At 53.1% G+C, this 16024-nt stretch carries 14 protein-coding genes; 3 read left to right on the forward strand and 11 right to left on the reverse strand.

The window, feature by feature from the left end; all coding sequences use genetic code 11:
* The 5 genes from feoC to greB form a co-directional block, all read right to left on the reverse strand.
* Positions 1-240, reverse strand: a complete 240-nt coding sequence (gene feoC / locus GA0061070_RS08380; RefSeq protein WP_090135233.1) for a [Fe-S]-dependent transcriptional repressor FeoC — start codon at positions 238-240, stop codon at positions 1-3.
* 11 nt (positions 241-251) lie between these two features.
* A complete protein-coding gene (feoB, locus tag GA0061070_RS08385) occupies positions 252-2570 on the reverse strand; it encodes a Fe(2+) transporter permease subunit FeoB (RefSeq protein ID WP_090135235.1) in 2319 nt (772 codons plus the stop codon).
* 32 nt (positions 2571-2602) lie between these two features.
* Positions 2603-2830 (reverse strand): ferrous iron transporter A, encoded by a 228-nt coding sequence (gene feoA / locus GA0061070_RS08390; protein ID WP_090135237.1) that lies wholly within the window; start codon positions 2828-2830, stop codon positions 2603-2605.
* Between the two features lie 531 nt (positions 2831-3361).
* Entirely contained in the window at positions 3362-5698 is a 2337-nt protein-coding gene (locus tag GA0061070_RS08395; RefSeq protein WP_090135257.1) for a Tex family protein, read from the reverse strand.
* Between the two features lie 99 nt (positions 5699-5797).
* Positions 5798-6271, reverse strand: coding sequence for a transcription elongation factor GreB (greB, locus tag GA0061070_RS08400; RefSeq protein WP_035888949.1), 474 nt, complete (start codon positions 6269-6271; stop codon positions 5798-5800).
* 227 nt (positions 6272-6498) lie between these two features.
* Between greB and ompR the strand changes: the two genes are divergently transcribed.
* On the forward strand, positions 6499-7218 hold the full coding sequence (gene ompR / locus GA0061070_RS08405) for an osmolarity response regulator transcription factor OmpR (protein WP_001157751.1): 720 nt from the start codon (positions 6499-6501) through the stop codon (positions 7216-7218).
* Positions 7215-8567, forward strand: coding sequence for a two-component system sensor histidine kinase EnvZ (envZ, locus tag GA0061070_RS08410; protein ID WP_090135239.1), 1353 nt, complete (start codon positions 7215-7217; stop codon positions 8565-8567). The genes ompR and envZ overlap by 4 nt, the downstream gene beginning before the upstream one ends.
* 50 nt (positions 8568-8617) lie before the next feature.
* Here the strand turns inward: envZ and pckA are convergent, their stop codons facing one another.
* The 5 genes from pckA to GA0061070_RS08435 form a co-directional block, all read right to left on the reverse strand.
* Positions 8618-10237, reverse strand: a complete 1620-nt coding sequence (gene pckA / locus GA0061070_RS08415; RefSeq protein ID WP_090135241.1) for a phosphoenolpyruvate carboxykinase (ATP) — start codon at positions 10235-10237, stop codon at positions 8618-8620.
* Between the two features lie 345 nt (positions 10238-10582).
* On the reverse strand, positions 10583-11461 hold the full coding sequence (gene hslO, locus GA0061070_RS08420; RefSeq protein WP_090135243.1) for an Hsp33 family molecular chaperone HslO: 879 nt from the start codon (positions 11459-11461) through the stop codon (positions 10583-10585).
* A 24-nt stretch (positions 11462-11485) separates the two neighbouring features.
* The gene (gene hslR, locus GA0061070_RS08425; RefSeq protein WP_090135245.1) at positions 11486-11887 is read right to left on the reverse strand and encodes a ribosome-associated heat shock protein Hsp15; all 402 of its coding nucleotides are present in this window, start codon (positions 11885-11887) and stop codon (positions 11486-11488) included.
* Positions 11887-12564 (reverse strand): GMP/IMP nucleotidase, encoded by a 678-nt coding sequence (gene yrfG, locus GA0061070_RS08430; protein WP_090135247.1) that lies wholly within the window; start codon positions 12562-12564, stop codon positions 11887-11889. The genes hslR and yrfG overlap by 1 nt, the downstream gene beginning before the upstream one ends.
* Before the next feature lie 63 nt (positions 12565-12627).
* The gene (locus GA0061070_RS08435; RefSeq protein ID WP_090135249.1) at positions 12628-14760 is read right to left on the reverse strand and encodes an intracellular growth attenuator family protein; all 2133 of its coding nucleotides are present in this window, start codon (positions 14758-14760) and stop codon (positions 12628-12630) included.
* A gap of 316 nt (positions 14761-15076) precedes the next feature.
* Between GA0061070_RS08435 and nudE the strand changes: the two genes are divergently transcribed.
* The gene (nudE, locus tag GA0061070_RS08440) at positions 15077-15637 is read left to right on the forward strand and encodes an ADP compounds hydrolase NudE (protein WP_090135251.1); all 561 of its coding nucleotides are present in this window, start codon (positions 15077-15079) and stop codon (positions 15635-15637) included.
* Between the two features lie 125 nt (positions 15638-15762).
* Here nudE and GA0061070_RS08445 read toward each other — a convergent pair.
* On the reverse strand, positions 15763-16024 hold a 262-nt coding region (locus tag GA0061070_RS08445; RefSeq protein WP_244153040.1), incomplete at its 5' end, for a transposase.

Below are 16024 nucleotides of genomic sequence, written 5' to 3' on the forward strand. Positions count from 1 at the left end.
TCAGCACAGCGTCCACCACTCCTGCAGGCAGGCGCTTTTCCCTTCCGGACACTGCTTACAGCTACCGGTCAAACAACCGGTAGTCTCTTCCTGAACACGCATCACTTTACCCATCGCTTCCATGCGACCCAGCATGGCATCAATCATCGCTCTGGGCGTGCGCAGCGTGCTGCTCAACTGCTGCGCATCCATTCTTCCCCGAAGCGCCAGCAGATCGCGAATCTCAAGTAATGATGCCATGGCTTCACTCCTTAATGGCAGTCGCCTGTCGGGCTGTCACAGCAACTGGCGACAGTTTTACGTGTAGCCAGCGTACTGATATCCACCCGGCTTCTGGCACGGCGCAGCGCGTTAATCACCACCACGTTAAACAGGAGAACCGCCAAAATGCAGGTCAGGCTGTAGAGTGGATGCTGGTTAAAGGTGGCGCTTTGATAGAACAACGTTGCCAGTGAGTAGGCAATATTCAGCCCCCACAGCACCGAGAAACCCATCCAGCCACGGCTCGCCTCGCGGGCGATTGCGCCCATCGCGGTAATGCATGGCACGTAGAGCAGAACGAAAATCAGGTAGCTGTAGGCGGCGGCCGGGCTACCGAACTTCTGGCTCATTACGCCCATCGTACCCGTCGCCATTTCACCGTCGCCTTTACTGGCTTCGATTGGGTTAGCCAGCACGCTCAAGCTGAAGGTATCGCGCACGCTCTTCACGGTGTCTTCCAGCGCGGCAATCAGCTCGCTGCTCAGGTTGAATTCCGCCGGATTAAAGCCAGCTTGCTCAATATTTTCGGCGGTATAGAGCGTATTTAGTGTACCTACCACGACTTCTTTCGCCATCGCACCAGTGACCAGGCCGACTGTTGCCTGCCAGTGATCGCCATGCACGCCAATGGGCTCAAGCAGCGGCGTAAATACACGGCTGATCGACGCCAGCGCAGATTCATCGATTTTATGTACCGTACGGCCATCCAGCGAGAAACTGTTCATCGCGCTGAGGAAAATGCTGACGATGATGATGACCTTACCCGCGCGGAGCACAAAGCCTTTCAGGCGCTGCCAGGTTTGCAGCAGCAGGCTTTTCAGATGCGGTACGTGATAGACCGGAAGCTCCATCACGAATGGCGATGCTTCACCGCGCAGCAGGGTAAATTTCAACATCAACCCGGTGAGGATCGCCATCACAATCCCCAGCACGTAGAGTGAGAAAACGATGATCGCGCCATGCTGGCCGAAAAATGCCGCCGAGAAGACGGCGAAAATGGCCAGGCGTGCGCCACAGGACATAAACGGCGCCATCATGATAGTAATTAACCGTTCACGCGGGGCATCCAGCGTACGGGCACCCATCACTGACGGTACGTTGCAGCCGAAACCAACAATCAGCGGTACGAAGGATTTTCCCGGTAGCCCCAGCGATTGCATCAGCCGGTCCATCACAAAGGCTGCGCGCGCCATATAGCCGGAATCTTCGAGGAATGACATAAACAGGTACATCATGCCAAGCTGCGGCACCAGTGGCAGTACGGTATTCACCCCGCCGCCAAGCCCCTGCGCGAGAAAGACCGTCAGCCATTCCGGAAAGTGCAGCGTGGCGCCCAGCCACTGAATGCCATGGATAAAAATTGCGACCGAACCGGCGTCGAAGATCGGCTGGAACGCGCCGCCAATGTTGATGGCGAACAGGAACATCAGATACATGACGAACAGAAAGATCGGCAGACCCAAAAAGCGGTTGATCACAATACGGTCAACGGCTGCGGTAAACTTGCTCGGCTCGGCCGTTAACGTGTTGCTGACGGTATCGCAGATGGCGGCAATCGACTGGTAACGCGCATCGGCAATATGTAGCGCTGGATCGTCCATCTCGGTTTTCAGACGGGAGAGTGCGGCGTCGAATTGCTGGTTGTTGATGCCTGAGTTGGCGCGGCTGTAGATATCGCCCTCAAGTATTTGCAGGCCCATCCAGCGGCGCTGCTGTTGCGGAAGTTCATCCGGTATCAGCGCGGCCAGCGCGTCGGCTTCATGGGAGAGCGGTTGGGCGTAATGCACCAGTTCAATATTGTCATTTGCGCGATGACGATCCACTGCCAGCTTCAGTGCCTCAATACCACGACCACGTGTTGATACCAGCGGGATCACCGGGCAGCCAAGACGGGCTGAAAGAGCATCAATATCGATGCGCACTTTTTGCTTTTCAGCGATATCCAGCATGTTAAGGGCGATGATGCACGGTACGCCCAGTTCCAGCAGTTGCAGTGTCAGATAAAGATTGCGTTCAAGATTCGAGGCATCCACCACATTGATCAGCAGATCGGCATCGCCGCTCAAAATATAGTGACAGGCGATCTGTTCATCCAACGATGTTTGCGCCGAAATGGTGGTCAGCGAATAGGTGCCGGGTAGGTCAACTAGCGTAACCTGGTGATCGGTTGTGGTGAAAAAGCCCTCTTTGCGCTCTACCGTCACGCCAGACCAGTTTCCAACCCGCTGGCGCGCGCCCGTTAACTGATTGAATAATGTAGTCTTACCTGAATTAGGATTACCAATTAAACCAATGGTCAATTTTTTCATTTTACTTAGCACTCTATGTCATAGCTGACCGGTTAACGGGAGATGGCTTCCAGTTCGAGAAAAGCGAGATCTTTTTTCCGTAACACTAAATTAACGCGACGGGTTTCGATATGAACAGGATCGCCTAATGGCGCCACCCGTACCACATGAAAAGATGAGCCGGGCAACATACCTAATGACAGGAGTTTTTGCCGCCAGGCCGGGCTTATCTGTTGCGAGAAGCCGGTAATTTTCCACACGCTGTCAGGAGAGAAATGCATAAGTGCCTACTTATTTTGCTGCGAGCTGATGTTTGCCGTATGTCGCCACGACGCACCATGAGCCAGTGAAGAGTAAAGAATAATCAACGAGAACAATGATAATGAGAATAGTTTTTATCATCAATAATAAAAATGCGTAAGAACGGGAGAGGAAATAAAAATTCGATTTTGTTTTGACGTAGCTCAAAAATAAGTTGGGTTCTGAATTTTACGCAGTGCAGTAAGATATCTACCAGAAATAAATAATTGTTATTAATGTCAGTGGCTTAATGTTTGAAATGTAAATCGGGCCGCAAGTTCGCTGATATATACCCTAAATAATTCGAGTTGCAGGAAAGCCAACGCACATACAACTTGAAGTATGACGGGTATAAACGCAATAGCAGTAATTTGATGAGTAATTTTGAATATCAATCAGCAATAAAAATAATAAGTTAATGAATATCTGTGAGGTGCGTCGCTAAGAAAATTGCGCTTTTTCGACGGTGTTGCACAAAAAATAACCCCTCTCCCGCAAGAGAGGGGAGAGGATTAGCGTTTTTTACCCATCGCCGCCGCCAGCGCATCCATCATTGCACTGTTGCCGCCTGGTTGCGGGCTGCGATCCCGTGGTGATTTCGGACGTGCGCTGTCCCGGTTACCGGCATCGCGACTACCGCCATTGCCACTGCCGCGACGGCTGTTGCTGTCGCCCGGTTGTTCGTCCAGACGCATGGTCAATGCGATACGTTTACGCGGCAGATCGACTTCCAGCACCTTCACCTTCACAATATCGCCTGCTTTCACCACCGTATGCGGATCTTCAACGAACTTATCTGCCAGCGAGGAGATATGTACCAGCCCGTCCTGATGCACACCGATATCAACGAATGCGCCAAAGTTGGTGACATTGGTCACTGCGCCTTCCAGTACCATGCCCGGCAATAGATCGTTCATGGTTTCGATACCTTCGGCGAAGGTCGCAGTTTTGAACTCCGGACGCGGGTCGCGGCCAGGTTTTTCAAGCTCTTTGATGATGTCGGTGACGGTCGGCACGCCAAACTGCTCGTCGGTAAACTCGGATGGTTTCAGCTTACGTAACTCGGTGCTGTTGCCCATCAGATCTCGCAGGGATTGTGCGGTTGCCGCCAGAATTCGCTCGACCACCGGATAGGTTTCCGGGTGAACGGTGGAAGCATCCAACGGGTTGTCGCCGTGGTTAATACGCAGGAAGCCTGCGCACTGTTCAAAGGCTTTCGGCCCAAGGCGACTCACTTTTAGCAGTTGCTGACGATTCTGGAACTGACCGTTTTCATCGCGCCATGAGACGATATTTTGCGCCATCATGCGGGTTAAACCGGCCACGCGCGTTAGCAGCGGCACCGAGGCGGTATTCAGATCAACGCCGACGGCGTTTACGCAGTCTTCAACAACCGCATCCAGTTTACGTGCCAACTGTGTCTGGCTGACGTCATGTTGATACTGACCAACGCCGATTGATTTCGGGTCGATTTTCACCAACTCAGCCAGTGGATCCTGTAAACGGCGGGCGATAGAAACCGCGCCGCGCAAAGAAACGTCGAGATCCGGGAACTCCAGCGCCGCCAGCTCGGAGGCGGAGTAGACTGACGCGCCCGCTTCGCTGACAATCACTTTCTGCGCGGTCACTTTCGGGAACTGTTTCTGCACGTCAAGGTAGAAACGTTCGGTCTCGCGCGATGCAGTACCGTTACCGATCGCCACCAGTTCGACGTTGTGTTTCTCGCACAGCGCCGCTACGGCAACCGCCGCTTTCGCTGCCTGCCCGGTGTGCGGGTAAATAGTGTCGGTTGCGACCAGTTTGCCGGTGGCATCGACCACCGCCACTTTTACGCCGGTTCGCAGGCCCGGATCGAGCCCCATCGTCGCGCGCAGCCCGGCCGGTGCGGCCATCAGCAAATCATGCAGATTGCGGGCGAAGACGTTAATAGCTTCATCTTCCGCGCGTTCGCGCACAGTGCCCATTAATTCAGTTTCAAGGTGCATCAGGACTTTAATGCGCCACGTCCAGCTTACGACGCTGCGGCGCCAGCTATCTGCCGGGGCGTTATTCAGGCGCAGGCCGAGATGGTCGATAATAATCTGCTCGCAGTAGCTTTCTTTCGGCGGCTCGTCAAACTGTGGATCGGCATTTAGCGCCAGTTGCAGCACGCCCTCATTACGCCCACGGAACATGGCTAGCGCGCGGTGCGAAGGAACGGTAGAAACCGGTTCGTGATGATCGAAATAGTCGCGGAATTTCGCGCCTTCTTCCTCTTTGCCGCTGACAACTGTCGCCACGAGATGGGCATTTTTCCACAGGTAGTCACGGACTTTCGCCAGCAGAGCCGCATCTTCAGCGAAGCGTTCCATCAGGATATAACGCGCGCCATCAAGCGCCGCTTTACTGTCGGCAACACCTTTATCCGCATTCACAAACGTGGCAGCCAGCGTTTCCGGATCCTGCGACGGATCATTCCACAGTTGGTCTGCCAGCGGTTCGAGGCCGGCTTCAATCGCGATTTGCCCACGCGTGCGACGCTTCGGTTTGTAAGGAAGATAGAGATCTTCAAGTTCGGTTTTGCTTAGCGTACCGTTGATGGCTTTCGCCAGTTCATCGCTGAGTTTGCCCTGCTCACCAATCGATTTCAGGATCGCCTGGCGGCGCTCTTCCAGCTCGCGCAGGTAACCAAGGCGGGTTTCGAGCTGACGCAATTGCGTGTCATCCAGACCGCCGGTGACCTCTTTACGGTAGCGTGCGATAAACGGCACGGTATTCCCTTCATCAAGCAGGCGAACGGCGGATTCCACCTGTTCGGTTCGTGCCTGAAGTTCACCCGCAATAATGCGGCAGAGCGAATCATTCATCATTTCTTTTATCATCTTCTGAACAAAATCAGCGGATAGTTATACGGACTGGCACTGCAAAATACCAGCCACTGGGTTAGTTCCTGGATTGTTCTGTGGCGGTTATTTCACATATTCGATTTCATTAACGTACCAGGTGGCTTCGCCGCCCGGCGTTTGTACGACCGCCACATCGCCTGCTTCTTTTTTCAGCAGGGCGCGGGCCATCGGCGAATCGATAGAGATGTAATCCTTTCGACCAAAGATCTCATCGTAGCCAACAATGCGAAAGCGCAGAGTATCACCGTCATCGTTTTCGATCTCCACCCATGCGCCAAAGAAGACTTTGCCTTCCTGTTGCGGCGAATAATCAACGATTTTTAGGTTTTCCAGACACTTTGTCAGATAACGTACCCGGCGATCTATTTCGCGCAGGCGTTTTTTGTTGTACTGATAGTCAGCGTTTTCGCTGCGATCGCCCAGGCTTGCCGCCCAGGTCACTTTTTTCGTGACTTCCGGGCGCTCCTGACGCCAGAGAAAATCGAGTTCCTGCTTCAGTTTGTCATAACCTTCGCGGGTGATCAGGGGCGTTTTCATACTTCAGCCTTCTCTTTGTGACACGCTTTGATGTACAGACTTTACAAACGGTATTGCGTAAAGTGCAGATTAATCATGTTTTATGTGATGGTGAATGCATATAACTTGCTGTTAAATATGCTTTGTAACAATTTCGACTAGAATTTATACCAGATTTCTCTGGCCGTTAACGCGCACTTTTTTAGAATACGGAAACAGAATTTTCGGAACCTTTGGGAGTATAAACAATGCAAGAGAATTATAAGATTCTGGTAGTGGATGACGACATGCGTTTGCGCGCATTACTTGAGCGTTACCTTACCGAGCAGGGCTTCCAGGTTCGTAGCGTGGCTAACGCCGAACAAATGGATCGGTTGTTAACCCGCGAATCTTTCCACCTGATGGTGCTGGATCTGATGCTGCCAGGCGAAGATGGTCTCTCCATCTGCCGCCGCCTGCGTAGCCAGAGCAACCCGATGCCGATCATTATGGTAACGGCAAAAGGGGAAGAAGTGGACCGTATTGTTGGCCTGGAAATCGGCGCCGACGACTATATTCCGAAACCGTTTAACCCACGTGAATTGCTGGCGCGTATTCGCGCGGTATTGCGTCGTCAGGCGAATGAGCTGCCGGGCGCACCGTCGCAGGAAGAAGCGGTCATTGCGTTTGGTAAGTTCAAACTGAACCTCGGCACGCGCGAGATGTTCCGTGAAGATGAGCCGATGCCGTTAACCAGCGGTGAGTTTGCCGTGCTGAAAGCACTGGTTAGCCACCCGCGCGAGCCGCTCTCCCGCGATAAGCTGATGAATCTGGCGCGCGGCCGTGAGTATTCAGCGATGGAACGTTCTATCGACGTGCAGATCTCCCGCCTGCGCCGCATGGTGGAAGAGGATCCGGCGCATCCGCGCTATATCCAGACCGTTTGGGGCCTGGGCTACGTATTTGTGCCGGACGGTTCTAAAGCATGATGCGCGTGCGCTTCTCGCCGAGAAGTTCATTTGCCCGAACGCTGTTGCTTATCGTCACCTTGCTGTTCGTCAGCCTGGTGACGACATACCTTGTGGTGCTGAATTTCGCCATTTTGCCTAGTCTCCAGCAGTTTAATAAGGTGCTCGCCTACGAAGTTCGTATGCTGATGACCGACAAACTGCAACTGGAGGATGGGACGCAACTGGTGGTGCCACCCGCGTTTCGTCGTGAAATTTACCGCGAACTGGGCATTTCTCTCTATTCCAATGAAGCGGCGGAAGACGCGGGCCTGCGCTGGGCGCAGCATTATGAATTCTTGAGTCAGCAGATGGCACAACAGCTCGGCGGCCCGACCGAAGTGCGCGTTGAAGTGAACAAAAGCTCTCCGGTGGTGTGGCTGAAAACATGGCTGTCGCCCAATATCTGGGTGCGCGTGCCGCTGACGGAAATCCACCAGGGCGATTTTTCGCCGCTGTTCCGCTATACGCTGGCGATTATGTTACTGGCGATAGGCGGTGCCTGGCTCTTTATTCGTATTCAGAACCGACCGCTCGTTGACCTTGAACATGCGGCGCTTAAGGTTGGGCGGGGGCATATTCCGCCGCCGCTGCGTGAGTACGGCGCGTCAGAAGTTCGTTCCGTCACCCGCGCTTTCAATCAGATGGCCGCCGGGGTAAAACAATTGGCGGATGATCGCACCCTGCTGATGGCCGGGGTGAGCCACGATTTACGCACGCCGCTGACGCGTATCCGTCTGGCGACGGAGATGATGGCGGAAGAAGATGGTTATCTAGCTGAATCAATTAATAAAGATATTGAAGAGTGTAACGCGATTATCGAGCAGTTTATCGATTACCTGCGTACCGGCCAGGAGATGCCGATGGAAGTGGCAGATCTGAATGCCGTACTGGGCGAGGTCATCGCCGCCGAAAGCGGTTACGAACGTGAGATCGAAACCGGCCTGAACGACAGTGAGATCCTGGTACGCATGCATCCGCTCTCCATTAAGCGCGCAGTCGCCAATATGGTGGTGAATGCGGCGCGCTACGGTAACGGTTGGATCAAGGTCAGCAGCGGTACTGAACTGAATCGCGCATGGTTCCAGGTTGAGGATGACGGGCCGGGGATTAAACCTGAGCAACGTGAACATCTGTTCCAGCCGTTTGTTCGCGGTGACAGCGCGCGTAGTACCAGCGGTACCGGTTTAGGGCTGGCTATTGTGCAGCGAATCATCGATAACCATAACGGTTTGCTGGAGTTAGGCACCAGCGAGCGTGGCGGATTGTCGATTCGCGCCTGGCTGCCGATTCCGGTTGTCCGCCTGAGTGGACCCACCAAAGAAGCATAAAAAAACCCGCCAGAAATAATGGCGGGTTTTGTTTCTCTTGCGTAGCCGAATTACAGTTTCGGTCCGGCGCTGACCAGCGCGGCTCCCGCTGCGGTATCGGTATATTTATCAAAGTTCTCAATAAACAACTTCGCCAGCTGCGTTGCTTTCTCCTGCCACTGTTCCGGTGATGCGTACGTATTGCGCGGATCGAGAATGCGCGAATCAACGCCATGTAATGAAGTTGGCACGGCAAGGTTAAACATAGGCAGCGTGAAGGTTTCCGCATCGTCCAGTGAACCATCCAGAATCGCGTCGATAATCGCCCGCGTATCTTTGATGGAGATGCGTTTGCCGGTTCCGTTCCAGCCCGTGTTCACCAGATACGCCTGCGCACCGGCAGCCTGCATCCGTTTCACCAGCACTTCGGCATATTGTGTCGGGTGCAGCGACAGGAATGCTGCGCCGAAGCAGGCGGAGAAGGTTGGTGTCGGCTCGTTTACACCGCGCTCTGTTCCGGCCAGTTTAGCGGTAAAGCCAGAGAGGAAATGGTACTGCGTCTGGCTGGCCGTCAGGCGGGAAACAGGCGGCAATACACCGAATGCGTCGGCGGTCAGGAAGATCACTCGCGTGGCATGACCAGCTTTCGACACGGGTTTGACGATGTTGTGAATATGGTAAATCGGATACGACACGCGGGTATTTTCCGTTTTCGACGCGTCATCAAAATCGATGCTGCCGTCGCTGCGGACGCTGACGTTTTCCAGCAGCGCATCGCGGCGGATGGCGTGGAAGATATCCGGTTCAGCCTCTTCCGAAAGTCTGATGGTTTTGGCGTAACAGCCACCTTCAAAGTTGAAGACGCCGTCGTCATCCCAGCCGTGCTCGTCATCGCCGATCAGGCGGCGTTTTGGATCGGTGGACAACGTCGTTTTGCCGGTGCCGGAAAGACCGAAAAAGACGGCAACGTCGCCTTTCTCGCCGACATTAGCAGAACAGTGCATCGAGGCGATCCCCTTTAACGGCAGCAGGTAGTTCATGATCGAGAACATCCCTTTCTTCATTTCGCCGCCGTACCAGGTTCCGCCGATCAACTGAATGCGTTCGGTCAGGTTGAAGGCAACGAAATTCTCCGAATTAAGTCCCTGTTCCTGCCACTGTGGATTGGTGCATTTCGCCCCGTTCATCACGATAAAGTCGGGTTTGAAGCCTGCCAGCTCCCCATCCGTCGGGCGAATAAACATGTTTTTGACGAAGTGCGCCTGCCAGGCGACTTCGGTGATAAACCTGACTGAAAGACGGCTGTCCGGGTTGGCACCGCAAAACGCATCGACAATAAACAGACGTTTGCCGGAGAGTTGCTCTGTCACAAGGCCTTTTAAATGCTTCCAGACCTCCGGCGAGAGCGGTTTGTTGTCATTCTTGCCTTTGCCTTTATCGGCCCACCACACGGTGTCGCGGGTGGTGTCATCTCGGACAATGTATTTATCTTTTGGCGAACGGCCGGTAAAAATACCAGTGTCGACGGCGACAGCACCAGAATTCGTCAACACACCACGCTCATATCCTTCCAGGTCTGGACGGAGCTCTTCCTGATACAGCGTATCGTAATCGGGGTTGTAGACGACATCCTGGACATCGTTGATACCATAAGCCTTGAGATCTTGCGGGGTTAAGCTCTTAACGCGCATGTCACTACTCCTTAGCCAATTGTACTGCCTGAAATTGTAGGGTTGTTTATCGCCGCTTACCCGGACGATGTTCATAGATTTCCGCATCCCGATAAAGCTTACTTCCGCAAAACGCTGTCATTTTCGTCACTTAGCGAGATCTGTTGTGGAAAAACAGTGACAATAATCGGGAAAATGTTCCCAAAAGGCTATACGCCGACATTTTTAACCGTCACTTTGTGACTGTAATCGCTTTCATGAAAGAAAGTTACGTAAGAATTACATTGGGGATTTTAGCGGAAACGTGACGTGTAATGCAAAACATGCCGCCTGAAGGCGGCATGAGCGGCATGAGGGAAGGGGGAATTAATGAACCTGCGGGTCGGCCGGAGAGGCGTTATTGCGGATCTCTGCAATATCCATCGCGTTAAACAGATAGTGATTGCCGCAGTAATCGCAGTGCATATCGATTTCACCTTCTTCGGCGATAATGCTGTCCACTTCTTCATCCGGCAGCGTTTTCAGCGCCGCAGCGCAGCGCTCGCGCGAACAGGTGCATTTAAATTCAACGTCCTGCGGATCGTACAGTGTGACTTCTTCTTCATGGTACAGACGCCACAATACATCCTCTGCCGCCAGAGAGAGCAGCTCTTCCGCTTTTACCGTTTCGGTCAGGACCGCCAGGTGTTCAAAATCATTGGCCTGGGTTTCCTGCGCGGGCAGCACCTGCAGTAGCATACCGCCAGCCGCTGGCTGGCCATCCACTTCACCCGTGCGGATGAACAGGCGGGTAGGCAACTGTTCTGAACGCATAAAGTAATCTTCCAGGCACGCCGCCAGCGTATCGCCTTCGAGGCCAACCACGCCCTGATAACGCTCTCCCTCTTCCGGCGTAATGGTGATCACCAGATAGCCGTTACCCACCAGCGTTTTTAGATCGGCGTTCGCCGGGACATCACCTTGCACTCGGGCAACACCGCGCATTTGCTGGCGGTTGTTGCCGTTGATCACCGCAAGACTCATCGGGCCGTCACCCTGCAACTGCACAGTAATATCACCGGCAAATTTCAGGGTGGCAGTCAGCAGGCTGGTCGCAACCAACAGTTCACCGAGCAGCGTTTTTACCGGCAGCGGATAGTTATGGTTTTCCAGCACCTGCTTCCAGGTGTTGGAAACAGTCACCAGTTCGCCGCGCACGGCATAATTTTCAAACAGATAGCGGTGTAATTGGTCTTGATTGGCCATGATTATCTCTCTTGCAGGTGTGCGTTACTCGCTGCCACCAGATTTAAATTTCAGCAGATCGCGGCGCTCTTTTTTGTCCGGTCGGCGATCGGGGTGCGGCATTGTAAGCGCGTTCATCTTACGCGCCAGCGCCATTTTTTCACGTTTCTCAATACTTTCAGCCGTTTCCTCATACAGTTCAACGGCTTCGGTTGCCGGACGGCGCTGATCCGTCACGCCTTTGACGACAACAGTACGTTCATCATTTCCCTGGCGCAGCGTGAGCGTGGCATTCAACTCGACGATTTTACCCGGCTTGCTGCGCTGACCGTTATAATGCACTTTGCCGCCTTCAATCATCTCGCGGGCGAGGGCGCGAGTTTTATAAAAACGCGCCACCCAGAGCCACTTATCCAGACGGACTTCTTGTGCGGGCTGCTGTTTCATCACATCTCCTTGAGAAGTGAGGGGATCAGGTTACGGTAGTCATTGGTTCCGGGGTGACGCAGATAGCGTTTATCTGCCAGCCCGGAATCCGGATTCGTCACGCCAACACAGTAACGAATGCCAAAGGTTGCTGCCGCATCGAGAATCGGTTCGCTGTCATCGATAAACAACGTCCGTTCGGCACATAGCCCCGTCTCTTTCGCTACAGCCTGCCACAAGCGCTGATCCTCTTTCGGATAACCAAATGTATGGGTGGAAAGTAGTAAATCAAGGTGCGAAGCCAGACCCGTGTGCTCAAGCTTGACGGCAAGATTGTGTGGATGCGCGTTGGTCAGCAGAATACGGCGCTTACCGCTTTTTTTCAGTGCATCCAGAAAAGGCACCGTATCTTCGCGCAGCACTGCACGTGGCCCTTGCTGTGTCGTCATTGCGCAAATATCCAGCCCGAGACGTTCGCTCCAGTAATCCAGACAGTACCAGTTTAGCGTATGCTGCACTGCGTGATACTCCTTGTGAAGAACGCTCTGCGCTTCCTCTGGCGTTAGTCCCTGTTGGGCGGCGAAGGTTTCTGGCACCAATTTTTGCCAGAAAAAGTTATCAAACGCCAGATCCAGCAAAGTGCCGTCCATATCCAGCAGAACGGTATCAACATCCTGCCATGAAATATCAAGGTGCATTAAAACTCCAGCCAGGGGAAAGCGTGCGCGACAGATTAACATAGCTCACGTTGCGGATGGTGATCAGGTAAGGCTGTCCTGCGTAGGAAGCAGACGCGGATTCAGGCAGCTTTCGTAATACTGCGCAATCTCTTCGAGGCGTGTACGGTTACGCTGGTAGCGACGCAGAGACAGCACGCTGTTGCAGAGGCAACAAATGACCATGGCAAACAGCAGCAGTGTTGTACCAGCGTAACGCCATAATCCTGTGGCATCAGGCATGCGGTGCAGGCTAATGTGCCGGGTACCGTTGGCATCGGTATAGATGTTGGTGATGATCCCTTCTGCATGGAACGGCGTCTGCATCAACATTTGCGCCAGCCGTTGAAACTCGGTCCACTGCTCCTGCGCCGGGTAGTCATACAGCGCGATTGGCGGCCACGGCTGATCCACCAGCTCGTTACCCTCTTCACTAATAATCAGGAACCCGCCCGGCGCAGGGCTGTTCAATGCCTGTGCGGCACGGATTGTCTCGCGCAGGATAAAGGGCGCGGTTGAAGTGGTCACCAGATTATCCAGCGATTCGGCGCTTACCGGGCGCAGCAATACGTTAACCCCGGTCAGCTTGCCATCGCTGGCGCGTTTGGTCAGCGTTTCCCAGTCTTTGCTGTTCCCGAGGTTTACCAGTGCATTTTTTAACCTCAGACAATCATCATCTGTAGAACATAAATCGTTTGTTTTCAGTATGATATCCGCAAAGTCATCCAGCAGTACCATGCCAGACTTCTGAATGGCTGAGCGTAGTACCGGGCTAACGCGTGAATCATCATCGGCTGTAGGGTGTAGCTGACGGCTCACCGCTTGCGCAAGCGCAGTGGCTTTGGTCACGGTATCCGATTCCGGCAATGGCAGAGGGGCCGCGTTATTCCAGATAATCTGCGAACAGTCGAACGGCGTAAATGGCGATATCTGTCGCGATGACCAGTTTTGCGTGTGGATGTTGCACATTCCGGTACCGCTGATCCGCAGTGTATCACCGATGCGCAACCCAACGGATTCAAGCTGATTAACGCTACTGGCTTCGATAGTTTGTGCGCCTTTAATCCACGAAACGGTAAATTTGATCGGCATGTCCAGCGGCACCCAAATTAGCAGCATCGCCACCACCACCAGTGAGCCAGTGGCGATCACTGCGCTACGCACCCAGTGCTGTAATGGGAAATTTTTCACTTCATCATGCAGGGACAAAAAGCGTCCCTGGCGAACGACGTGGCGATCCAGATAAATATCAATATCCGTTTGCTGACCAAGATCGCGGGTGATAAAGGGCTGCCAGTGGCGGGGGTAAATCAGATCGATAATCCCCAGAGAGATGTTATTCATCTGCTCCTGATTGTTTTCGCCGAATAGCCCCCAGCGCTTTGGTGTACCGCGCAGACAATGAATTTCGCGTAAAGTGTTTTTTGCCGGCGGCGCATACAGCCCCCACATTCCCGCAACGAACAGCATCACGGCACCGCCCGCCAGCCACAGAACGAAAACCTCCGGCGCCACGAGGCAGAAGAAAAAGAGTAAAAAAGAGGCGCAGATTAGCAACGCTTCACGCATACCGTCCGGGCGGCTTAGCGCGTACTCTTCCGGTGTTTCACGGCGAATATTAAGCAGCTCTATCTGTTCTGTCTCTTCGCCGCGAATAGCAGAACGTGTGGAAGATACGTGCTCCAGCTCGCCGTTGCGCTCTTCCTGCATATATTCGCTAAGCGTATGGCCGTTTAATGAAATGATCAGCGGCATGGAATCGGTGCGGATCAGCTCAACATTGTTCTCATCGGTAATGTATTGCTCCCATGAGGGCGGCAGATGCACTTCGACAGAATCGAGATAGTAGCGCCATTTGTTGGGAGCATCGGTGGTGATGCCATAACGCGTGATCGAGTGCGCAACAAACAGAACGGTATTGCTCTGCGCATTGAGTTTGATGGAGACCGGCGCAGCCGTAGCGCCCGTTGGGCCTGGGATGTTTTGTATACGGGAAAGCGTTTCCAGATAGCGCTCAACAGCATCACGCTCCTCTGGCAAGAGTTTACGGGTTGTCGCACCGGTAAATGCCTGTAAATGAGGCAGCCTGTACCGGCGTTGAGACCTGAACCTGAAAATCCATCCAGCGAGGAATGCGCAGGCCAGCATAGCAGCGAAAAAAATCAAAATGGTGCTCATGCTTTCCCCATCTTACTTTTTCTAACAGGTGTAGTCAGTTGCACCTTTCCTGTAAACATTTAATGTGGCCAGCCGCTGTAAGCAAGTAATTACTTGAGAATTTTTAAGCGCATACCATCGCGAGGAAGAGTAGCAAAATCACCTATACGGTAATATCAGCAAATTCCGAGTTTTATATCAAGCTATTGACTTTTGGGGTAAATTGGGAATTACCATCAGGGAGGTTACAAGAATGTAAATTAGAGGCGAATGACATTGCCGAAACCGTGCGTAGTGTCGCACAATAACGTAAGTTTCTCTGCAAAGACCGATAATAATGAGCAAATCATTGCAAAAGCCCACCATTCTTAACGTAGAAACGGTCGCCTCTTCCCGTCTTTTTAACGTTGAAAGTGTGGATCTGGAGTTCAGCAACGGTGTACGTCGTGTTTACGAGCGCATGCGTCCTTCTATGCACGAGGCAGTAATGATTGTGCCAATTGTGGACGAGCACCTGATTCTGATCCGCGAATACGCCGTTGGAACTGAATCTTACGAGTTGGGCTTTTCTAAAGGGCTTATCGATCCCGGTGAGAGTATATACGAAGCGGCTAACCGTGAGTTAAAAGAAGAAGTAGGGTTTGGCGCAAAAGAGCTTACTTTCCTGAAAAAACTCAGTATGGCTCCCTCCTATTTCTCCAGCAAGATGAACATTATTGTGGCGGAAAGCCTTTATCCTGAGTCGCTGCCGGGCGATGAACCGGAGCCGCTACCGCAGGTGCGCTGGCCGCTGAAGCACTTAATGGATTTGCTGGAAGATCCGGATTTCAATGAAGCCCGTAATGTCAGTGCGCTGTTTTTAGTGCGTGAATGGCTAAAAGGGCAGGGCCGGCTCTGACGGCACAACATCATAAATAAAAAGGGCGCTGCTGCGCCCTTTCAGACTGCTGACGAACCCCATGTTTTTGCATGGGGTTCTTCTTTTGTAGCGACCGCAGGTCGCGATCGCGATATTTTCCCGCTTTAACCTGTCATCACTTTCTCTGGCTTCACAGGGCGAAGGCATCCCCCTGACAGACCTTCCTGCACCATAAAAAACAGATAAAAAAGCGCCAGCAGCGCCATCTTCTTCATATTCTGCGCCGTCGCCGCAAGCAGGCACTGCATCTGTACCTTCATCAGACCACGGAACCGCGCATACCGGTGCCCGTGATGTTGTTTCGCATCCGCGAAGCTCCGCTCCACTGTCTCCTTACGCCGCGCATACACCTTTTTGCCCCATTTC

The sequence above is a fragment of the Kosakonia oryziphila genome, from assembly GCF_900094795.1.
GTDB classification, from domain to species: domain Bacteria; phylum Pseudomonadota; class Gammaproteobacteria; order Enterobacterales; family Enterobacteriaceae; genus Kosakonia; species Kosakonia oryziphila.

What these genes read in the sequence shown, in the direction of transcription:
- feoC (WP_090135233.1), bottom strand. Translation starts at nt 240, where the DNA reads ATGGCATCATTACTTGAGATTCGCGATCTGCTGGCGCTTCGGGGAAGA.
- feoB (WP_090135235.1), bottom strand. Translation starts at nt 2,570, where the DNA reads ATGAAAAAATTGACCATTGGTTTAATTGGTAATCCTAATTCAGGTAAG.
- feoA (WP_090135237.1), bottom strand. Translation starts at nt 2,830, where the DNA reads ATGCATTTCTCTCCTGACAGCGTGTGGAAAATTACCGGCTTCTCGCAA.
- GA0061070_RS08395 (WP_090135257.1), bottom strand. Translation starts at nt 5,698, where the DNA reads ATGATGAATGATTCGCTCTGCCGCATTATTGCGGGTGAACTTCAGGCA.
- greB (WP_035888949.1), bottom strand. Translation starts at nt 6,271, where the DNA reads ATGAAAACGCCCCTGATCACCCGCGAAGGTTATGACAAACTGAAGCAG.
- ompR (WP_001157751.1), top strand. Translation starts at nt 6,499, where the DNA reads ATGCAAGAGAATTATAAGATTCTGGTAGTGGATGACGACATGCGTTTG.
- envZ (WP_090135239.1), top strand. Translation starts at nt 7,215, where the DNA reads ATGATGCGCGTGCGCTTCTCGCCGAGAAGTTCATTTGCCCGAACGCTG.
- pckA (WP_090135241.1), bottom strand. Translation starts at nt 10,237, where the DNA reads ATGCGCGTTAAGAGCTTAACCCCGCAAGATCTCAAGGCTTATGGTATC.
- hslO (WP_090135243.1), bottom strand. Translation starts at nt 11,461, where the DNA reads ATGGCCAATCAAGACCAATTACACCGCTATCTGTTTGAAAATTATGCC.
- hslR (WP_090135245.1), bottom strand. Translation starts at nt 11,887, where the DNA reads ATGAAACAGCAGCCCGCACAAGAAGTCCGTCTGGATAAGTGGCTCTGG.
- yrfG (WP_090135247.1), bottom strand. Translation starts at nt 12,564, where the DNA reads ATGCACCTTGATATTTCATGGCAGGATGTTGATACCGTTCTGCTGGAT.
- GA0061070_RS08435 (WP_090135249.1), bottom strand. Translation starts at nt 14,760, where the DNA reads ATGAGCACCATTTTGATTTTTTTCGCTGCTATGCTGGCCTGCGCATTC.
- nudE (WP_090135251.1), top strand. Translation starts at nt 15,077, where the DNA reads ATGAGCAAATCATTGCAAAAGCCCACCATTCTTAACGTAGAAACGGTC.